Annotated in this window: 19 protein-coding genes; 5 read left to right on the top strand and 14 right to left on the bottom strand. The window is 71.8% G+C overall.

Going from position 1 to position 18,591, the window contains the following annotated elements:
* Positions 1 to 46: 46 nt before the first annotated feature.
* A complete protein-coding gene (locus tag CUT83_RS06255) occupies positions 47 to 925 on the top strand; it encodes an SDR family oxidoreductase (RefSeq protein ID WP_277347715.1) in 879 nt (292 codons plus the stop codon).
* Positions 926 to 956: 31 nt separating this feature from the next.
* Here CUT83_RS06255 and CUT83_RS06250 read toward each other — a convergent pair whose 3' ends face one another.
* On the bottom strand, positions 957 to 1,442 hold the full coding sequence (locus CUT83_RS06250; RefSeq protein ID WP_101254871.1) for an ATP-binding protein: 486 nt from the start codon (positions 1,440 to 1,442) through the stop codon (positions 957 to 959).
* A 262-nt stretch (positions 1,443 to 1,704) separates the two neighbouring features.
* On the opposite strand from CUT83_RS06250, the gene CUT83_RS06245 reads away from it, so the two are divergent.
* The 3 genes from CUT83_RS06245 to CUT83_RS06235 are packed head-to-tail and all read left to right on the top strand — an operon-like array spanning position 1,705 to position 3,373.
* Complete coding sequence (locus CUT83_RS06245; RefSeq protein WP_101254870.1) at positions 1,705 to 2,556, top strand: helix-turn-helix domain-containing protein; 852 nt, start codon at positions 1,705 to 1,707, stop codon at positions 2,554 to 2,556.
* A gap of 12 nt (positions 2,557 to 2,568) precedes the next feature.
* The gene (locus CUT83_RS06240; protein WP_101254869.1) at positions 2,569 to 2,769 is read left to right on the top strand and encodes a DUF397 domain-containing protein; all 201 of its coding nucleotides are present in this window, start codon (positions 2,569 to 2,571) and stop codon (positions 2,767 to 2,769) included.
* A gap of 55 nt (positions 2,770 to 2,824) precedes the next feature.
* Complete coding sequence (locus tag CUT83_RS06235) at positions 2,825 to 3,373, top strand: MOSC domain-containing protein (protein WP_101254868.1); 549 nt, start codon at positions 2,825 to 2,827, stop codon at positions 3,371 to 3,373.
* A gap of 90 nt (positions 3,374 to 3,463) precedes the next feature.
* Here the strand turns inward: CUT83_RS06235 and CUT83_RS06230 are convergent, their stop codons facing one another.
* The 3 genes from CUT83_RS06230 to mnmA form a co-directional block, all read right to left on the bottom strand.
* A complete protein-coding gene (locus CUT83_RS06230) occupies positions 3,464 to 4,297 on the bottom strand; it encodes an RloB family protein (RefSeq protein WP_101254867.1) in 834 nt (277 codons plus the stop codon).
* Entirely contained in the window at positions 4,294 to 5,574 is a 1,281-nt protein-coding gene (locus tag CUT83_RS06225; protein WP_101254866.1) for an AAA family ATPase, read from the bottom strand. Before CUT83_RS06225 ends, CUT83_RS06230 begins: the two co-directional genes overlap by 4 nt.
* 107 nt (positions 5,575 to 5,681) lie before the next feature.
* A complete protein-coding gene (mnmA, locus tag CUT83_RS06220) occupies positions 5,682 to 6,848 on the bottom strand; it encodes a tRNA 2-thiouridine(34) synthase MnmA (protein WP_101254865.1) in 1,167 nt (388 codons plus the stop codon).
* A gap of 127 nt (positions 6,849 to 6,975) precedes the next feature.
* Between mnmA and CUT83_RS06215 the strand changes: the two genes are divergently transcribed.
* Entirely contained in the window at positions 6,976 to 7,608 is a 633-nt protein-coding gene (locus CUT83_RS06215) for an N-acetylmuramoyl-L-alanine amidase (protein WP_420882421.1), read from the top strand.
* 41 nt (positions 7,609 to 7,649) lie between these two features.
* On the opposite strand, the gene CUT83_RS06210 is transcribed toward CUT83_RS06215, so the two are convergent.
* The 10 genes from CUT83_RS06210 to CUT83_RS06165 all read right to left on the bottom strand — a co-directional run bounded on the left by CUT83_RS06210 (position 7,650) and on the right by CUT83_RS06165 (position 18,393).
* On the bottom strand, positions 7,650 to 8,819 hold the full coding sequence (locus CUT83_RS06210) for a cysteine desulfurase family protein (protein WP_101254863.1): 1,170 nt from the start codon (positions 8,817 to 8,819) through the stop codon (positions 7,650 to 7,652).
* Positions 8,820 to 8,965: 146 nt separating this feature from the next.
* Positions 8,966 to 9,442 carry a Dps family protein gene (locus tag CUT83_RS06205; protein WP_101254862.1) on the bottom strand — a complete coding sequence of 159 codons (477 nt, stop codon included), beginning with the start codon at positions 9,440 to 9,442 and terminating at the stop codon, positions 8,966 to 8,968.
* 289 nt (positions 9,443 to 9,731) lie between these two features.
* On the bottom strand, positions 9,732 to 10,565 hold the full coding sequence (locus tag CUT83_RS06200; RefSeq protein WP_101254861.1) for a thioesterase family protein: 834 nt from the start codon (positions 10,563 to 10,565) through the stop codon (positions 9,732 to 9,734).
* Between the two features lie 57 nt (positions 10,566 to 10,622).
* On the bottom strand, positions 10,623 to 11,288 hold the full coding sequence (locus CUT83_RS06195) for a trimeric intracellular cation channel family protein (protein ID WP_240957945.1): 666 nt from the start codon (positions 11,286 to 11,288) through the stop codon (positions 10,623 to 10,625).
* A gap of 120 nt (positions 11,289 to 11,408) precedes the next feature.
* Positions 11,409 to 12,524 carry an ABC transporter ATP-binding protein gene (locus tag CUT83_RS06190; protein WP_101254860.1) on the bottom strand — a complete coding sequence of 372 codons (1,116 nt, stop codon included), beginning with the start codon at positions 12,522 to 12,524 and terminating at the stop codon, positions 11,409 to 11,411.
* The gene (locus tag CUT83_RS06185; protein WP_101254859.1) at positions 12,521 to 13,681 is read right to left on the bottom strand and encodes an ABC transporter ATP-binding protein; all 1,161 of its coding nucleotides are present in this window, start codon (positions 13,679 to 13,681) and stop codon (positions 12,521 to 12,523) included. The genes CUT83_RS06190 and CUT83_RS06185 overlap by 4 nt, the downstream gene beginning before the upstream one ends.
* Positions 13,682 to 13,685: 4 nt before the next feature.
* On the bottom strand, positions 13,686 to 14,639 hold the full coding sequence (locus CUT83_RS06180; RefSeq protein WP_101254858.1) for an ABC transporter permease: 954 nt from the start codon (positions 14,637 to 14,639) through the stop codon (positions 13,686 to 13,688).
* The gene (locus tag CUT83_RS06175) at positions 14,639 to 15,643 is read right to left on the bottom strand and encodes an ABC transporter permease (RefSeq protein ID WP_101254857.1); all 1,005 of its coding nucleotides are present in this window, start codon (positions 15,641 to 15,643) and stop codon (positions 14,639 to 14,641) included. Before CUT83_RS06175 ends, CUT83_RS06180 begins: the two co-directional genes overlap by 1 nt.
* Positions 15,644 to 15,733: 90 nt before the next feature.
* Positions 15,734 to 17,401, bottom strand: a complete 1,668-nt coding sequence (locus tag CUT83_RS06170) for an ABC transporter substrate-binding protein (protein ID WP_101254856.1) — start codon at positions 17,399 to 17,401, stop codon at positions 15,734 to 15,736.
* 215 nt (positions 17,402 to 17,616) lie between these two features.
* The gene (locus CUT83_RS06165; RefSeq protein WP_101254855.1) at positions 17,617 to 18,393 is read right to left on the bottom strand and encodes an enhanced serine sensitivity protein SseB C-terminal domain-containing protein; all 777 of its coding nucleotides are present in this window, start codon (positions 18,391 to 18,393) and stop codon (positions 17,617 to 17,619) included.
* Between the last annotated feature and the right edge of the window lie 198 nt (positions 18,394 to 18,591).

Raw genomic sequence — 18,591 nt, 5'->3', positions numbered from 1 at the left:
CGGCGTGGTACCCGTCCGGCCCAGGCCCTCCCCGGCAAGGAAGCAGATCATGATCGTCGTCACCGGAGCCGCCGGACAGCTCGGCCGTCTCACCGTCGAGGCCCTCCTGGAGCGCGGCGTACCCGCGTCCCGGATCGTCGCCGCCGTGCGCTCGCCCGAGAAGGCCGCCGGCCTCGCCCGGCGGGGCGTACAGGTGCGGGAGGCCGACTACGACCGGCCCGCCACCCTGACCGCCGCGTTCGAGGGCGCCCGGCGGGTGCTGCTGATCTCCGGCAGCGAGGTCGGCCGCCGCGTCCCGCAGCACCGGGCCGTCGTCGACGCCGCCGGACAGGCCGGGGCGGAGCTGCTGGCCTACACCAGCGTCCTGCACGCCGACACCACCACCGTCCCCGTGGCGCCCGAGCACCGCGAGACCGAGGAGTACCTGCGCGGCTCCGGTCTGCCCCACTGCCTGCTGCGCAACGGCTGGTACACCGAGAACTACGAGCAGGCCGCCCGCCAGGGGCTGGAGACCGGGATGATCGCCGGGGCCGCCGGAGACGGCCGGATCGCGTCCGCCCCCCGCGCCGACTACGCGGCCGCGGCCGCCGCCGTCCTGGCCGACGAGGGAACCGACGGCCACGGGACCCACACGGACGCCGTGTACGAGCTGTCCGGCGACACCGCCTGGACCATGGCCGACTTCGCCGCCGTCCTCACCGACCTGACCGGCACCGAGGTCGTCTACCGGGACCTGTCCGTCGACGGGTACACCAAGGCACTCACCAGTGCCGGGCTGCCCGAGGGGACGGCCCGGTTCCTCGCCGGGACCGACGCCGCCATCGCCGCCGGAGACCTCGGCGACACCCCCGGCGACCTCTCCCGCCTCATCGGCCGCCCCACCACCCCGCTGCGCGACACCCTCGCAGCCCTCCTCAGGGGCTGACCCGCGCCCGCCGGGCGCGGTCGGCTCCCCGTCAGGCGGCGGGCACCAGGTCGGACGGGTGCGGGGGCCCGCCCCAGAGCAGTTCGAACCAGAGGGTCTTGCCGGCCGGCCCGCCCGGTCCGGCGGACCCGCCCCCGGCCGGGCAGTCGCCCCAGCGGTCGGCGAGCACGTCGAGGATGAGCAGCCCCCGCCCGCCCTCCCGGTCGGGAGGCGGCGGGGACGAGGACGGCACGGGCACCCCGCCGGGCCCGGCGTCCCGCACGCTGACCCGCAGGACGGGATGGAGCCACCGCAGCGTCACGGCGGCGGCGTGCTCGCCGTACCTGACGGAGTTGGTGGCCAGCTCCGAGGTCAGCAGTTCCGCCCGGCCGGCCAGTTCGAGCAGCCCGTGCGCGGCCAGTACGGCCCGCAGGGTCCTTCTGGCGATCCCCGGACCGCGCGGGTCGCGGGGGAAGCGCAGCTCGTACTCCCAGGGCTCGGCGAACGGGATCGGCTTCGGGAACGGTGGCGTGCTCACGCGGTCCTCCGGTGAGTGTGAGGGGCTGGTCGCGCCGCCGGGCACCGGTACGCGGGGCGGTGGCCTGCCGTGCGCCCTCCCGGGCAGGGCGCACGGTGCGCTTCCGCTGCGCGCTCGGCGGTGCGGCGCGTTGGCGGGCTTCACCGTAGAGCCGAACTCATAACGGGTGCTACCAAACTAATCAGAACGAGTTAACCCTTGTTGGTCGCGTGGACCGGCGCGCCGGACATCGCCAGACTGTGCGCGGACAAGGAGAAGGCACATGGCACCAAGGCAGACCCCGACCATCCGTCAGCGCCGTTTCGGCGCCGAACTGCGGCGGCTGCGCGAAGAGGTCGGCATGTCCGCGGAGACCGCGGCCGGCCTGCTGGGGACGAACCGGACGATGATCTCCAACATCGAGGCGGGTCGCTTCGGTATCAGCGAGGAGCGCCTGCGCCGCCTGGCCAGCATCTACGAGTGCGCCGACCAGGCGCTCGTCGACGCCCTGGCCGAGATGACCGGAGGGCGGAGGACCCACTGGTGGGAGGAGTACCGCGGCAAGGTTCCGCCGGACTTCCTCGACGTGTCCGAGGTCGAGCACTACGCGCTGCGGCTGCGCACCGCACAGACCGCCCATCTTCCGGGCCTGTTCCACACCGAAGACCACGCGAGGGCGATCTTCGAACTTCTCGTACCGCCGCTGCCCCGCCTTGAGGTGGAGCTGCGCGTGGCCCACCGTCTGGCCAGACAGGCCGTGGTCACCGGCGACAGGGCGATCCCGTACGTGGGCCTGATCCACGAGGCCGCCCTGAGGATGCAGTTCGGCGGCAGCAAGACCGCCCGCGCCCAGCTCAACCGGCTGCTGGAGGACGGAGAACGCGACAACGTCACCTTCCTCGTGATCCCGTTCCGGGCAGGCGGGTTCCCCATGGCCGGAGACTCCGTACTCTACGCCGACGCACCGAACCCGCGCCTTGATACCGTGCACATGGACTCGCCCACCGGCGCGGTGTTCATCGACTCTCCGACGCAACTGGCGCATTTCCGCCGCCGGTTGGACCTGATCGAGAAAGCGGCGTTGTCGCCCGAGGCGTCGAGGGACTTCATCAGCGCGATCGTCAGAGACCTGTGAGAGGTGCCGTCCGTGTCCGAACTCGTCTGGACCAAGTCGTCCTTCTCCGAAGCGGGCGGCAACAACTGCGTGGAGGTGGCCGCCGACGACGGTGACGGCATAGCCGTCCGCGAGAGCACCGACCCCGGCCGCGTCCTCACCACCGACCGCGCCGCCTTCCGCGCCCTCCTGCGGGGCGCGAAGGCCGGGGCCTTCGACCACCTACTCCCGTAGAGCCGCCTGAGCTAGGCTCCCGGCGGGACACGCCACCGGCGAAGGGGGCCGCTCCATGGGCGGGACAGGGACCGTGGTCGCGGTCAGCAGCAGCGGTGAGCACTCGTTCAGCAAGCCGAACCGGGAGAGCGTCAGGCTGCTCGCCGGGCTCGGGGTGGAGGGGGACGCGCACGCCGGGGAGACGGTCAAGCACCGCTCCCGCGTCGCCAAGGACCCCACCCAGCCGAACCTGCGTCAGGTCCACCTCATCCACGAGGAGCTGTTCGCCGAGGTCGGCGAGGCGGGCTTCACCGTGAAGCCCGGTGAACTGGGCGAGAACATCACCACCCGCGGCCTCGATCTGCTCGGCCTGCCCACCGGCACGCTGCTGCGCATCGGCGCCGAGGCGGTCGTGGAGGTCACCGGCCTGCGCAACCCGTGCCCCCAGATCGACGGCTTCCGGCGGGGCCTGCTCAAGCGGGTCGTCGGCCGCGACGAGGACGGGAACGTGGTGCGCAGGGCCGGGATCATGGGCGTCGTGCGAACGGGCGGCGTGGTCCGCCCCGGCGACGCGATCGCGGTCGAACTCCCCACCGGCCCGCACCGCCCGCTGGAGATGGTCTGACGCCCGGCGGGGCCGCCCTCTGGTGAGCCCGCGCGTACGTGGAGGAACTCCACAGGGCCGGACGGGACCGGGCCGGGGAACTCGCGGGTTTCAGGCGCGGTCCGTGCCGATTCCCAGTGCGGTGAGCAGCCGCCACACGTCGGTGGAGGGATCCCGGCCGAGAGGGTCGCAGTCGGGCGCGTGGCCGGTGAGCGCCGCCCATTCCGCGTAGTCCGGGGTCTGGTCCAGCTCGGTGGAGGCGGTCTTCGCCGCTCCGTCGGCCGCCTTGGCCGAGCAGGCGCCGTGCGAACACTGGGTGACCAGGCCCCGGGCGTTGCGGACCGCGTTGGCCTCTCTGCCCAGCAGGGAGGCGCCGCGCTTGCCGCCCAGCCCCTTGCCCCGGTCTCCGGACCCCTTGTCGTAGTCCGCGAAGCCGTCCGCGTCCCTGTGCCGGCGCAGTTCGTTCACCACCGTGGCGCTGCGGCCGTTCTCCCGGCTGGTCCAGTTCTTGAAATGCAGCAGTAGCCACAGTTCGAAGGAGGGGTGGGAGAGCGCGACCTGGACACCACCTCGGTGAGCCTTGCGCAGGGCCCTCGGGATCTCCCCGTCCCGGTTGTCCTCGGTGTCGCGGTCGAACAGGACCCACTTCTCGTCCCCCGGCCCGGCCACGGAGAGCACCTGGTCCACGGCCTCCTCCGGACGCAGGCCGTCGGCATGTCCGGGGTCGCAGTAGTGCAGATGGAATGCCCGTTCTCCGGAGCGCTGCCTGCCGTAGGCCTCGTTGAGCAGGTCGAGATAGGCGGGCTCGGTCCTCGCCCCCTCACAGGCGATGTAGAGCACGCGGTGCGACCGGTCACCGTACGAGGCGACCGGTCGGCGCGGCGGACCGCCCGGGGTCCGCTCCCGCCTGCGGCGGCGCTCCCGCTCCTTCTTATCCCTGCTCATGCCGTCGCCTTCGGCTCCTCTTCGATGACGGCGATCTCCCGTGCCAGTTCGCCTGCGGTGAGCCGGGGGATCCCGCCGTAGTGGCCGTGCAGGTAACGGCGTTCCAGGTTCTCGTCCCTGCGTGCCTTCCGGGCCGCGGTGAGCGGGTACAGCGCACTCTCCCCGGTGGCGTTCTTCAACGCGATCCATACCTGGTCGCGGTCCAGCGGGCGTTCCGCCACGGACGGGCCGAGCAGTGTGGCGTCATGGGTGGTGAAGACGAGCTGGGCGGTGTGGGGATTGGCGTCCCGGTCGTGGAACAGCCGGACGGCCTCCGCGGCCAGGCGCGGATGCAGGCTGGAGTCCAGTTCGTCGACCAGGAGTGTGCCGCCCCGGTCCAGGACGTGCAGCAGCGGCCCGAGAAACGCGAACCAGGCGTGGGTGCCCAGGGACTCCTGCTCCATGAAGTCGAGGGGGCGGGTGCCTCCGCCGGGCGTGCGGTGCAGGAGCTGGACCTCTCCCGTCTCCGGATCGGTGGTGATACCGGTGATGCCCAGGTCGGCCTTGACCAGCAGCCGGACGAAACGGTCGCGGAAGCGGCGGTCCGACCTCCCTTCGGTGAGCCTGTCACGGATCCACCGCGTCCGGTCCGCCTCGCCGGCCTTCGGGTCGGCCGTCCACAGGCTGTCCATGAACCAACGGTGCAGGGGGGACAGCTGGGGGTGGTTGAGGGTGGCGGTGACGGTGAGGAAGAGCGCGTTGGGCCGGGTGAGGGCCGTGTACTCGTCCTTGTGTCCCTTCAGCCCGGTTCCGGGGAACTTGAACTCCCCTCCCTCCGCACCAGGGCGTCCGGCCTCCCGGTCGAACCAGACCTGGCGCCGGCCCGAAGGGTAGGCATGCAGCCACTCCGCCTCCACGCGGTCGTCGGACACCTCGAAGCCGTAGGTGTAGCGGACCGGGTCGTCGCCGAGCAGCAGGTCCACCTCGAAGAGGCTGGTCTCCTCCTGCGCTTCGGGGGCAAGGGCGAAGGGCTCCCTCGGGATCCCCGGCTCCTTCGCCCAGTCCGCGAAGGAGTCCAGCACCGCCCTGCGCATGAAGCTCATGGCGTGCAGTCCGTTCGACTTGCCGGAGGCGTTGGCGCCGAAGAGACCGATCACCGGCAGCACCTGGACGGGCTTCCCGTCGATACGGACGCCGGTGTCGCGACCGGTGCCCTCGTTGAACTCGGTGGCCACCAGTGACAGCTCCTGCTCATCACGGATCGACCGGTGGTTGGCCACCCGGAAACTCAGCAGCACGGCTGCCCTCCCTACCGAACACCCCCAACAGGCGTCTCAGGCTATTTGGTGCGGGTAACCCGCACCAAATACCTTAAGGCGAGAATCCGGGCGTCGCCAGGAAGGCGTCAACCCTGGCTGACGAAGACAGCCGCCGCGGCGCGGCGCTCGGTGGCGGCGATGGTGGCCGAGCCGACCACGCGGGTGCCGTCGTAGAGGACGATCGCCTGGCCCGGGGCGACGCCGCGCACCGGCTCGGCGAAGGACACCTTCAGCTCGTCGCCGTCCGGACCGCCGACCAGCTCGGCCGTCACCGGCGTCTCGCCGCCGTGGGCGCGCAGCTGGGCGGTGTAGGTGCCCGGCCCGGTGGGCGGGGTGCCGCACCAGCGGGGGCGGATGGCCTTGAGGGCGACCACGTCCAGGGCGGAGGCCGGGCCGACGGTGACGGTGTTGTCCACCGGGGAGATGTCCAGGACGTAGCGCGGCTTGCCGTCGGGGGCGGGGTGGCCGATGCGCAGGCCCTTGCGCTGGCCGACGGTGAAGCCGTACGCGCCGGAGTGGGTGCCGAGCCTGTTGCCGTCCTCGTCGAGGATGTCGCCCTCGGCGGTGCCCAGGTGCCTGGCCAGGAAGCCCTGGGTGTCGCCGTCGGCGATGAAGCAGATGTCGTGGCTGTCGGGCTTCTTCGCCACCGCCAGGCCCCGGCGCTCGGCCTCGGCTCGGATCTCCTCCTTGGTGGTGGCGGTGTCGCCGAGGGGGAACAGGGCGTGGGCGAGCTGCCGCTCGTCCAGCACGCCCAGCACATAGCTCTGGTCCTTGGCCATGTCGGTGGCGCGGTGCAGCTCGCGGCTGCCGTCCTCGCGGACGACGACGGTGGCGTAGTGGCCGGTGCACACCGCGTCGAAGCCCAGCGCCAGGGCCTTGTCCAGCAGCGCGGCGAACTTGATCTTCTCGTTGCAGCGCAGGCAGGGGTTGGGGGTGCGGCCGGCCTCGTACTCGGCGACGAAGTCCTCCACCACGTCCTGGCGGAAGCGCTCGGCCAGGTCCCACACGTAGAAGGGGATGCCGATGACATCGGCGGCGCGGCGGGCGTCACGGGAGTCCTCGACGGTGCAGCAGCCGCGGGCGCCGGTGCGGAAGGACTGCGGGTTCGCCGAGAGGGCGAGGTGGACGCCGGTCACGTCGTGGCCGGCCTCCACCGCGCGGGCGGCGGCGACGGCGGAGTCCACCCCGCCGGACATGGCGGCGAGGACGCGGAGGCGGGGGGCGGGGCTGGGCGCACCGGTCGTGTCAGTCATAGCGCCCTCCAGGGTACGGGTCCGGGTGCGCGCCGGCGGAACCGTACGGGTGTTCCCGGGCGTTGTGCGGTCTGTGAGCGAGAAAGAAGCCCCCGGAGACCGCCGGGCGGACGGGAAGGGTCGGCCGGTGGGCCGTCGCGCCCTGCTGGTCGGCGGCGCGGCGGTGGGCCTGGGCGCCCTCGGGTACGCGGCCCGCGACGATCTGGCCCGGACGTGGTGGAAGGTGCCGGGCGTGAACCGGCCGCGCACCGAGGGCGAGGTGGACCACCCCGGGGCGGACTGGGTGCCGGCGTCCGAGGCGAACTGGCGGCGGGCCGACCGGCCCTACGACTACACCGTCGACCGGGTGGTGGTGCACGTCATCCAGGGCCCCTACGCGGTGGCCCTGAAGGTCTTCCAGGACCCGTCCCACCGCGCAGCGACGCACTACGTGGTGCGCACCTCCGACGGGAAGGTGACGCAGATGGTGCGGGAGCTGGACGTGGCGTACCACGCGGGCAACCGCGAGTACAACGAGCGCAGCGTCGGCATCGAGCACGAGGGCTTCGTGGACCGCCCGGAGACGATCACCGACGCCACCTACCGGGCGTCGGCGGCGCTGACGGCCGGGATATGCGACCGGTACGGCCTGCCCCGGGACCGCGAGCACATCATCGGCCACATCGAGGTGCCCGGCACCGACCACACCGACCCCGGGCCGCACTGGGACTGGGACCGGTACATGCGGATGGTGCGGGACGTCCCCGTCCGCAAGGCCTGAGCGGGCCGGGGACGGGAAGCGGGCCGGCAGCCGGGCGGGGGTTACGACAGCCCGGCACCGCGGGCGCGCTCCACGGCCGGGCCGATGGCCGCGGCCACCGCGTCCACGTCCGCCCTGGTGGAGGTGTGGCCCAGCGAGAAGCGCAGGGTGCCCCGGGCCAGTTCCGGGTCGGTGCCCGTGGCCAGCAGGACGTGGCTGGGCTGGGCGACGCCGGCGGTGCAGGCCGATCCGGTGGAGCACTCGATGCCCTGGGCGTCCAGCAGGAGCAGCAGCGAGTCGCCCTCGCAGCCGGGGAAGGAGAAGTGCGCGTTGGCGGGCAGCCGCCCGGCCGGGTCGGGGTCGCCGCCCAGGACGGCGTCCGGCACGGCCTCGCGCACGGCCGCCACCAGCGCGTCCCGCAGCGCGCCGATCTCCCGGGCGAACTCCTCGCGCCGCTCGGCCGCCAGCCGCGCGGCGACCGCGAAGGCCGCGACGGCGGGTACGTCGAGGGTGCCGGAGCGCACGTCGCGCTCCTGGCCGCCGCCGTGCAGCAGCGGCGTGGGGGCCCACTGACGGCCCAGCAGCAGCGCGCCGATGCCGTACGGGCCGCCGATCTTGTGGCCGCTGACCGTCATCGCGGCCAGGCCGGAGGAGGCGAAGTCCACCGGCACCTGGCCGACGGCCTGGACGGCGTCCGCGTGCATCGGGATGCCGAACTCGGCCGCGACCGCCGCCAGTTCGGCTGTGGGCTGGAGGGTGCCGATCTCGTTGTTGGCCCACATCACGGTGATCAGGGCGACGTCCTCGGGCTTTTCCTCCACCGCCTCGCGCAGCGCATCCGGGTGAACGCGCCCCAGGGAGTCGACCGGCAGCCACCGCACCCGGGCACCCTCGTGGTCGGCGAGCCAGTGGACGGCGTCGAGGACCGCGTGGTGCTCCACGGGACTGGCCAGGACGCGGGTGCGGACGGGATCGGCCGCGCGCCGGGCCCAGTACAGGCCCTTGACGGCGAGGTTGTCGGCCTCGGTGCCGCCGGAGGTGAGGACCACCTCGCTCGGCCGGGCGCCCAGCGCCGCGGCGAGGGCCTCGCGCCCCTCCTCCACCGTGCGACGGGCCCGCCTTCCCGCCGCGTGGAGGGAGGAGGCGTTGCCGACGAGGCCGAGCTGGGCGGTCATCGCCTGCACCGCCTCCGGGAGCATGGGGGTGGTGGCGGCGTGGTCAAGGTAGGCCATGGTTAACCGATTCTACGAGCCGCCCGGGCCGGGACGTGAGCGAGGACCGGCCACTCGGCCGGTCCTCGCTCCTCCCGCCCCGCCCGCTCCGGAATCCGCGGGGCGGGGCGGGCGACTCGGACATCCTCTGATGTTCTCGGACGTCCTCAGCCGCCCTTGTGCTCGGCCTGGAACATCCAGTGGTGCTTCTCGAGCTCGGCGATGATGTCGATGAAGATGTCCTGGGTCACCGGGTCGGGCTTCTCCGTGGCGTCCATGCGCTCGCGCATCCGGTTCACCACGGAGGCCAGCGCGCCGACCATGACCTCGACGGCCTTGTCGTCCTGGTGCCAGCCGCTCTCCACCCCGGTGATGCCGCTGCCGGAGGCGAGGGCGGAGGCACGGCCGTCGGGGGCCAGGCCCAGGGCCGCGGCGCGTTCGGCGACGGTGTCGGAGTAGGTGCGTGCGGTGTCCACGACCTCGTCGAGCTGCAGGTGGATGGAGCGGAACCGCGGACCGATCACGGTCCAGTGGACCTGCTTGGCCACCAGCGACAGATCGACCAGATCCGCCACTGCGCCCTGCAGCGCCTCTCCGACGACCTTGAGGTCCTGGTCGGGCAGTGTGCTCTTCACGGCGTACATCCGTTGACCACCTTCACTTCTCTCACAGGGGGGCTTTGTCGCGTATGGCGATTTTCATCCCTTTTCAGGGTACCCGTGAAGGGCTTCGCCACTCCCGCGCCACCGGCCCCGCCCGTCCGGTCGCGCACCGCGTTCACGCCGGTCACGGCGGGTGCCGGGGCACGGGGCGACACCGTCACGTGTGCCCCGCGCCGCCCGTCGCATGCGGAAGCGGCCCCGCCCCCTCTCGGCGAGGGGGCGGGGCCGCGGAGCGCGTGACGGAGACGGTCCGGTCCAGTCCGGTCCGTGCTCAGACCGGCAGGGCGCGGGCGAGCTGGCGGGACTGGGCGACCAGCCGGTCCTGGCTGTCCCAGACGTCCGCGTCCTCCTCCAGGAAGCCGCCGGCCAGGTTGCGGGTAGTGATGGCCACCCGCACCGGCCCGGGGGCCGGGCGGCGGCGGACGTGGACGGTCAGCTCCACCGTCGGCACCCAGCCGGACAGGCCCAGCTCGAAGGCGGTCGGCGGCAGGGCGTCCACGGCCAGCAGCAGGGAGAGCGGGTCGTGGTCGCGGCCGTCGGCCAGCCCGAACCAGCCGCGCATCTCGCCGCGTCCGCTGGGGGCGCCGACCGCCCAGCCGACCGTGGCCGGGTCCAGGCGCAGATCGACCTGGTGGGTGATGGGCGGGACGGCGGACGGGTCCATGCCGTCCCGGGCTCCGAGGCAGTTCTCGTACGGCGGGATCTGCGGCGGCTTGGCGCTGGTGCGGACGTCGTCGGGCAGCGCGGCCAGGTCCCCGTAGCTCGCCAGCACGCGGATGCGCTCGACCTCCCGCCCGTCCTCGTCCCGCTGGAGCAGGGAGGCGGCGCCGGTGGACAGGGTGCGGCCGGCGCGTACGGCGGTGGTGCGCACGGTCGCCGGGCCGGGCCGGGAGGCGGTGAGGTAGTGCGCGGTGATGGTGAAGGGGTCGGGGTGCGGCAGTGCGTCGCCGAGGGCCCGGCCGAGCAGGGCCAGCAGGTAGCCGCCGTTGACGGCGTGCCCGATGGTCCACTGGGCGGAGAGATCGGCGCCGTAGACGCCCTCTCCCTGTGCTGTGACGGCCGTGTCGCGATCGAACGCGCTGGTACCGATGGTTGCCTCGGTCATGGCAGTACACGGTACAGGCTTTTATTACCGGCTAGTAGCCAAGTCCCGGCACACCTCTCACGCCTCCCCCTCGCCCTCCTCGGTCCGCCGGCTGCGGCGGTGCCAGGCCCTCGGCGCGCGCCAGTTGTAGCGCAGGGCCAGCAGCCGCAGGACGAAGGCGAGAGCCGCCGCCGCGCCGCTGGTCACCCCGTTCAGCTCCCCGGCCCTGATCAGCAGCGCCACCGCCGCCGCCCCGACGACGGCCGGCACCGCGTAGACCTCCCGGTCCCAGCGCAGCAGCGAGGGCACCTCGTTGGCCAGCACGTCGCGCAGCACGCCGCCGCCGACGGCCGTGGCCAGCCCCATGACGACCGAGGCGGTCAGGCCGAGCCCGTAGGCGTGCGCCTTGACCGTGCCCGTGACGCAGAACAGGCCGAGCCCGGCCGCGTCGAAGACCATCACCGCCCGGTTGATCCGCTCCACCTGCGGATGGAGGAAGAAGACCAGCACCGTGGCGGCCAGCGGGGTCAGCAGATAGCCGAGGTCGGTGAAGGCGGCCGGGGGCACCGCCCCGATCACCAGGTCCCTGAAGAGCCCGCCGCCCAGCCCGGTGACCGAGGCGAGCAGCGCCATGCCGACGACGTCGAAGTTCTTGCGGACGGCGAGCAGCGCGCCGGAGACGGCGAAGACGAAGATCCCGGCCAGGTCGAGCCAGTGCTGGACGGAAGGGGTGAACAGATCCACCCCCCGGTTGTAACAGGTGCCGCAAACGCCGCACTGCCCGCCTCCGCGCCCATGGGGCGGGAAGCGGGCGGTGCGGGGGCGCTACGGGGCGTCCGGGGAGCCGGGGGTGCGGCGCGCGGCTCACCCGGCCGCGGTCGCGGCCTTCTCCGTCTTCACGGCCCCGGCCTCAGCCGGCTCACCGTGCCCGTCGTGCCCCTCGTGACCGGCCGGGACGACCTGGGCCGCGTTGTGCGTGGGGCTGATCCGGCCGTCGGCGATCTCCTCGACCCAGTGGCAGGCCACCTTGTGCCCGCCGCCCAGGTCACGCAGTTCGGGGCGGTCGGTCGCGCAGAGCGTGTCCTGCTTCCAGGGGCAGCGGGTGTGGAAGCGGCAGCCCGCCGGCGGGTTCGCCGGGGAGGGCAGGTCGCCGGTGAGCAGGATGCGCTCGCGGTTGTCCTCGACCTCCGGGTCGGGCACCGGCACGGCCGACATCAGCGCCCGGGTGTACGGGTGCCGGGGCTCGGCGTACAGCGTGTCGCTGGGCGCCTCCTCCACCAGCGAGCCCAGGTACATCACCCCGACGACGTCGGAGATGTGCCGCACCACGGCCAGGTCGTGGGCGATGACCACATAGGTCAGCCCCATCTCCTTCTGGAGTTCCTCCAGCAGGTTGATCACCTGCGCCTGGATGGAGACGTCCAGCGCGGAGACCGGCTCGTCGCAGATGATCACGTCCGGTTCCAGGACCAGCGCACGGGCGATACCGATGCGCTGGCGCTGCCCGCCGGAGAACTCGTGCGGGTAGCGGGAGAGCGCGTTGGCCGGCAGCCCGACCCTGGCCAGGATCTTCCGGATCCTCTCGCGGCGCTCTTCCTGGTCCGCGCCGATGCCGTGGGCCGCCATGCCCTCGGAGAGGATCGACTCGATGTTCTGCCGGGGGTTGAGGCTGCCCAGCGGGTCCTGGAAGACCATCTGGAGCCGGCGGCGGAAGCGGCGCATCTCCTCGTCCGGCAGCTTCGCCAGATCGGTGCCGTCGAAGACGACCTCGCCGTCGGTGATGTCCACCAGCCGCAGGACCGCCCGGCCCAGCGTGGTCTTGCCGCAGCCCGACTCGCCCACCAGGCCGTACGTCCGGCCGGGCTCGACGGAGAGCGACACGCCGTCGACGGCGTAGACGTGGCCGACCGTGCGGTCGAAGAGAATGCCCTTCTTCACCGGGAAGTGGACCTTCACACCGTTCAGTTGGAGCAGGCTCATGCTCCGGCCTCCTTCTCGGCCGTGCCGGCCGTGCCGACCGCCGCGTCCTTCTCCACCGGTTCGGTCTTCTCCACCGGCTCGTCCCCCGCGGGCCCGCTCTCGGCGTCGCCCTCGGCGTCGGTGCCGGCACCGGGCGCCTCGTCCGGCTCGGGCAGTGCGGACTCGCGCAGATCGGCGGCGCCCCCGGAGAGCACCGGGTTGACGCACCGCACCTGGTGTCCGGGCTTGCGGGGCTCGTCCAGCGCCGGGGTGCCCTGGAGGCACTCCAGCGTGTAGTGGTCGCACCGGGGGGCGAAGGCGCAGCCGTCCGCCCAGGCGATCGTGTCGTTGATGGAGCCGCGCACCGGCCTCAGCGGCTCGCCGCGCGGCGCGTCGAGCCGGGGGATGGACCCCAGCAGCCCGTTGGCGTACGGGTGGGTCGGCGCGTCGAACAGCTCGCACCGCTCGGCGGACTCCACCACCTTGCCCGCGTAGAGCACGTTGACCTGGTCGCACAGACCGGCGACCACGCCCAGGTCGTGGGTGATCATCAGCAGGGCGGTGCCCTCTTCGTCGACCAGTTCCTTGAGCAGCTCCAGGATCTGGGCCTGGATCGTCACGTCCAGCGCGGTGGTCGGCTCGTCGGCGATCAGCAGCCGCGGCGCGCAGGCCACCGCCATGGCGATCAGGGCGCGCTGGCGCATGCCGCCGGAGAGTTGGTGCGGGTACTCCTTCAGCCGCCGGGTGGGGTCGGGGATGCCGACCCGGTCCAGCAGGGAAGCGGCCTCCTTACGGGCGGCCTCGCCCTTCATCCCTCGGTGCCGGGCCAGGATCTCGGTGACCTGGACTCCGATGGGCACCACCGGGTTCAGCGAGGACAGCGGATCCTGGAAGATCATCGCCATCTGGGAGCCGCGCAGGTCGCGCATCCCCTTCGGGCTCAGGGTCAGCAGGTCGGTGCCGTCGAAGTCGGCCCGGCCGCCGGTCCTCACCCCCCGGGAGGGCAGCAGCCCCATCAGGGCCAGCGAGGTGACGGACTTGCCGCAGCCCGACTCGCCGACCAGGCCGACGACCTGGCCCTGGTCGACGTCGAAGGACACTCCCGACACGGCCTTCACATCGCGCCGGCCGCGCTGGGTGAAGGTGACGGTCAGTTCGTCCACGGAAAGCAGGGCCATGTGATCAACTCCGCAGTTTCGGGTCGAGGGCTTCCCGCATCGCCTCGCCCAGCAGGGTGAAGCCGAGCGCGGTGACGATGATGCCCAGCGCGGGGTAGATCGCGAGCATCGGTGCGCTGTCGAAGTAGTCCTGCGCCTGGGCCAGCATGACGCCCCACTCCGGTTCGGCGGAGTCGGGGTTGCCCAGGCCGAGGAAGGACAGCGCCGCCGCCTCGATGATGGCGGTGGCCAGGCTCAGGGTGGCCTGGACGATCACCGGGCTCAGCGAGTTGGGCAGCACATGGCCGAGCGCGATGCGCCGCTTGCGCACCCCGAGGGCCTGGGCCGCCAGTACGTAGTCCGAGCCGCCCTGCGCCAGCATGGCGCCGCGCAGCAGCCGGGCGAAGACGGGGATCTGCACCACGCCAACCGCGATCATCACGGTGGTCAGGGACTGTCCCAGGACCGCCGCGATGGACACGGCCAGCAGCAGCGAGGGCAGCGCCAGCATGATGTCGATGACGCGCATCACGACGGTGTCGATCCGGCGGCCGATCCTGCCGCCCAGCACCAGGGCGGCGCCCGAGGTGCCGCCGATCAGCGCGCCGACGGTGAAGCCCAGCAGGGTGGCGACGATGCCGACCATCAGGGTCTGGCGGGCTCCCACCAGCAGCCGGGAGAACTCGTCGCGGGCCAGATGGTCCAGACCGAGCCAGTTCTCGGCGCGGGGGCCGACGAAGATGTTCTGGTTGGTGAAGACCTCGCCGCGCCACAACTGCGCGGTGGGGCTGTACGGGGCGACCCACGGTCCCACGATCGCGACCACCACGAACACACCGATGATGCACGCGCCGATCACGGCCATCTTGTTGTTCTTGAGCCTGCGCCAGGCCTCGACCCACAGACTGGCACCCGTGGAGGTGTCGGTGGCGGCGGTGAGTTCCGCGAGCCGGTCGATCTTGTCGGTCTTGGTGCTCATCAGTGCACCCGCACTCTCGGGTCGATAAGGCTGTAGGCGAGGTCGACCAGCAGATTGATGACGACGTACGCAGCTGCGATGAACATGATGAAGCCCACCAGGACCGGATAGTCACGCTGGGAGATGGCGTCCTTGATGAAGGATCCGATGCCGCCGAAGGCGAAGACCGACTCGGTGAGCACCGCTCCCGACAGCAGACCGCCGGTGAGCAGGCCGATGGCGGTGACGATCGGCAGCAGCGCGTTGCGCAGCACATGGCGGCCGCGCACCACCTGACGGCTCAGGCCCTTGGACTCGGCGGTGCGCACGTAGTCCTCGCCGAGTACCTCCAGGACGCTGGCCCGGGTCATACGGGTGATGATGGCCAGCGGGATCGAGGAGAGCGCCAGGGCCGGGAGCACCAGGTGCATCACCGCGTCCCAGGCCGCGTCGAACTCGCCGGTGAGGATGCCGTCCAGGACGTAGAAGCCGGTGACCTCGGTGGCGTCGATGCCGGTGGTCTGGCGTCCGAAGCTGGGGAACCAGCCGAGCTGGACGGCGAAGAGCGCCTTGAGCAGGAAGGCCAGGAAGAACACCGGGATGCAGATGCCCACCAGGGAGCCGGAGACCGCGGTGACGTCCAGCCAGCTGCCGCGTCGGCGGGCGGCGAAGTAGCCCAGCGGGACACCGACGGCGATGGCGATGATCATGGCCGAGATCCCGAGCTCCACCGTGGCGGGGAACGCCCGGGTGAACTCGTCCCACACCGGCTGGCCGGTCTGGGTGGAGATCCCCAGGTTCAGCTCGGACAGCCGCTCGAGGAAGCGGCCGTACTGGACCCACACGGGCTGGTCGAGCCCGAGGGCCGCCTCGATGCGGGCCTTGTCCGCCTCGGTCGCACGCTCGCCGAGCATGGCCGCAGCGGGTCCGCCGGGCAGCCGGTTCAGCCAGATGAACAGCAGAACGGACAGGCCCAGCAGGGTGGGTATCAGTTGGAGCAGTCTTCGTACGACGAGACGCAACACCCCGCGATGCCCCTTTCTTGGTCCTCATGGGCAGGTCCGCCCGGCCACTTCGGATGCCGTGGCCGGGCGGACCTGCGCGCGGTCATGCGTTTACTTGAAGGAGACCTCGGCGAAGTTCTCCTGCGTCAGCGGGGAGACCTTCGGGGGGTTGACGTCCTTGGCGAACGCGATGGACGGCGGGGAGGAGGAGACCGGGACGCCCGGGATGTAGTCCATGATCACCTCGTTGGCCTTCTTGTACAGCTCGACCCGCTTGGCGACGTCCGGCTCGGCCTCGGCCTTCTTCACGGCGTCGAAGACCTTGTCGTCGCGGAAGCCCCACTGCTTGTCGTAACCGGAGAACCAGGTACCGATGAAGTTGTAGGCGTCGTTGAAGTCACCGGTCCAGCCCAGCAGGTGCAGGTCGCACGAGCCGGCCTCGGTGGCGTCCAGGTAGTCCGGGGCCCACTTCATGGGCTTGGGCTCGACGTTGATGCCGGCCTTCTCCAGGTCGGCCCTCATCAGCTCGTACATGTCGGCCGGGGCGGGCATGTACGGGCGGGTGACCTCGGTCGGGTAGCAGAAGGTGACCTTCAGCTTCTCCTCGCCGGCCTTCTTCAGCAGGTCCTTGGCCTTCTTGGTGTCGAACTCGTAGGTGGCGACCTTGTCGGAGTAGCCGTCGACGGTGTCCGGCATGAACTGGGTGGCCGCCACGCCGCCCTCGGGAAGCTGCGTCTTGACGACGTTCTCGCGGTCGATGGCGTGGGTGATCGCCTGGCGCACCTCCTTCTTCTCCAGGGCCTTGTTCGCCTCCTGCGAGAAGCCCACGTAGAAGATGTTGAACACGCCGCGGACCGGGACCTGGAAGCCTTCCTTCTCCAGGGTCTTCACGTCCGAGGGCGCGACCAGGTCATAGCCGTGGATGTTGCCGGCCTGCAGGGCCTGGCGGCGCGCGGACTCGTCGGCGATGGTGCGGAAGACCAGCTTCTCGACGCCGGCCTTCTCACCCCAGTAGTCGTCGAACCGCTCGAGGGTGACTTCCTTGTTGCCCTTGTCCCACTCGGTGATCCGGAAGGGACCGGTGCCCGCGACGGTGCCGGCTTCCTGGCTGTACTTGGGGTAGGAGATGGCGTCGTTCTCGCCGGTGGCCTCCTGCTCCTCGTACTTGTCGATGGCCTTCGGGGAGTGGATGGCCAGCGCCTGGAGGGAGAAGCCGCCGGGCAGGTTGGCCGAGGACTCGTGGACGCTGATGACGGCGGTGTGCTCGTCCTTCGCCTCGCAGCCCTTGTAGTTGGCCTTGGGCGTGTCCTTGTCCTCGTTCTCGGCGAAGCCACCGAAGATGGTCTGCCAGTAGTAGGAGACCGCGCTGTTCTGGTACGTACCGGTCCAGTTGAACCAGTGGTCGTAGTTCTTGCACACCGCCTCGGCGGTGAGCTTCTCGCCGTCGTGGAACTTCACGCCCTTGCGGAGGTTGAAGGTCCACTCGGTGCCGGTCTCGTCGGCGTCCCACGACTCGGCCAGGCCACCGACCAGCTCGGTGCCGCCCGGCTCGTGCTCGATCAGCGCCTCGAAGGCCTGGCGGGTGACCCGGAACGTCTCACCGTCACTGGCCAGCGCCGGGTCCAGCGAGCCCGGGTCTCCGGCGGCGCCGAAGACGAAGGTGTCACCACCCTTGCCTTCGTCCTTCTCGCCTCGTTCACTGGCACATCCAGTGGCGATCACACCAACCGCGAGGGTCGCCGCGATCGTCTGGACGACCCTGGAACCGGTTATTCGCATGTTCCACCTCAGGGGTCGGTGACGGTTTGACTGCTGGTCGCCCGAACAGTACTGCGCCCAACCATCGGTGTGAACTGTCCGCATGTCGGTGATATAGACCTGAGACCCTGGCGCCCGAAACAGCGACAGTGCAGGTCAAAGCATTGATACCGGACGAAACCACCGGTCGCCGACAGGGCGGGGCCCGGCGCCGGAGGAGGCTTGTCGGCAGGAGGTCAGTAGGGGCGGGGGTAGCCGTAGCCGTGTCCGGGGGCCGCCGCGGGGGCGGCGGGAGCGGCGGCGTGGGCGTCACGGTCGAAGAACGGGCGGGAGTTGGCCCGCAGCCACATGGCGACCGGGTCGTACTCGTCCGACATCGACACCGTGGACACCGCCAGCCCGTCCGGCACCGCGGCCACCGACTGCCGCATCATCGAGCGCACCGACTCCACCGCCTGCGGCGCGGAGTCGTACAGGTCGAGCCCGATCACCAGCCGCGGCGCGCCCAGGGCGGGCTGCACCCAGGCCCGGCGCAGGGTGCGCACGGCGGGCGTGCGGTGGGCGTTGTGCACCAGCTGGGCGTAGAAGTGCGGTACGTCCACGGTCGGTTCGCCGATGCGCAGCGGACCGGCCGGCAGCCTCTCCAGCCCTCCCGCGATCCGGCGCAGGTCCAGCCAGGGGATGCCGACGCCGCCGCCGGGCGCGTGCGGGTTGAGCCACAGCCCCCAGCGGTCGGGGAAGAGGGCGGCGGCGATGTCGCGCCCGCCGACCACCTCGTGGGCCCTGGTCCAGCCGGAGGCCGTCAGCTCGTGCTCGGAGGTCACACAGGGCGCGTAGCCGTGTCCGGCGACCTCCATGTTCCCGTACTGGGCGTCGGGGGAACCGGACTGGCCGTGCCAGAGCAGCATCCACACCCGGCCGGAGGCGAGGGCACCCAACAGCGCTTCATAGGTGTCGTACCGCCCGGGCGCCACCTGCCGCAGCAGCTGCTCAACGCTTCCACCCGCGCTCACGTGGGCCGCCCCTTCTCGCGTCGTCCTCGCTCACCGGGCCGCGCGCGCGTCCCGTCCCGACATCCAACCAGCTTACGGTCCGCAACCGACAGGGTCCGGACCACTCGGCCGTTTCCGGGCAGAGGCGCCGGGGCCGGGCACCCGGCCGCGGCCGCGGCCGCGGCCGCGCGTGACTCCGGGCGGGACGCCGGGCTGCCC

The sequence above is a fragment of the Streptomyces barkulensis genome, from assembly GCF_002843305.1.
Lineage (GTDB): Bacteria > Actinomycetota > Actinomycetes > Streptomycetales > Streptomycetaceae > Streptomyces > Streptomyces barkulensis.
This window is presented reverse-complemented; position numbering and strand designations above follow the sequence as displayed.

Bases quoted from the DNA above. Each gene is read 5' to 3' on its own strand.
- CUT83_RS06210 (WP_101254863.1), bottom strand. From the start codon at position 8,819: ATGGCCTACCTTGACCACGCCGCCACCACCCCCATGCTCCCGGAGGCG.
- mnmA (WP_101254865.1), bottom strand. From the start codon at position 6,848: ATGACTGACACGACCGGTGCGCCCAGCCCCGCCCCCCGCCTCCGCGTC.
- CUT83_RS06230 (WP_101254867.1), bottom strand. From the start codon at position 4,297: ATGAGCAGGGATAAGAAGGAGCGGGAGCGCCGCCGCAGGCGGGAGCGG.
- CUT83_RS06170 (WP_101254856.1), bottom strand. From the start codon at position 17,401: ATGCGAATAACCGGTTCCAGGGTCGTCCAGACGATCGCGGCGACCCTC.
- CUT83_RS06190 (WP_101254860.1), bottom strand. From the start codon at position 12,524: ATGAGCCTGCTCCAACTGAACGGTGTGAAGGTCCACTTCCCGGTGAAG.
- CUT83_RS06205 (WP_101254862.1), bottom strand. From the start codon at position 9,442: ATGTACGCCGTGAAGAGCACACTGCCCGACCAGGACCTCAAGGTCGTC.
- CUT83_RS06200 (WP_101254861.1), bottom strand. From the start codon at position 10,565: ATGACCGAGGCAACCATCGGTACCAGCGCGTTCGATCGCGACACGGCC.
- CUT83_RS06245 (WP_101254870.1), top strand. From the start codon at position 1,705: ATGGCACCAAGGCAGACCCCGACCATCCGTCAGCGCCGTTTCGGCGCC.
- CUT83_RS06185 (WP_101254859.1), bottom strand. From the start codon at position 13,681: ATGGCCCTGCTTTCCGTGGACGAACTGACCGTCACCTTCACCCAGCGC.
- CUT83_RS06235 (WP_101254868.1), top strand. From the start codon at position 2,825: ATGGGCGGGACAGGGACCGTGGTCGCGGTCAGCAGCAGCGGTGAGCAC.
- CUT83_RS06180 (WP_101254858.1), bottom strand. From the start codon at position 14,639: ATGAGCACCAAGACCGACAAGATCGACCGGCTCGCGGAACTCACCGCC.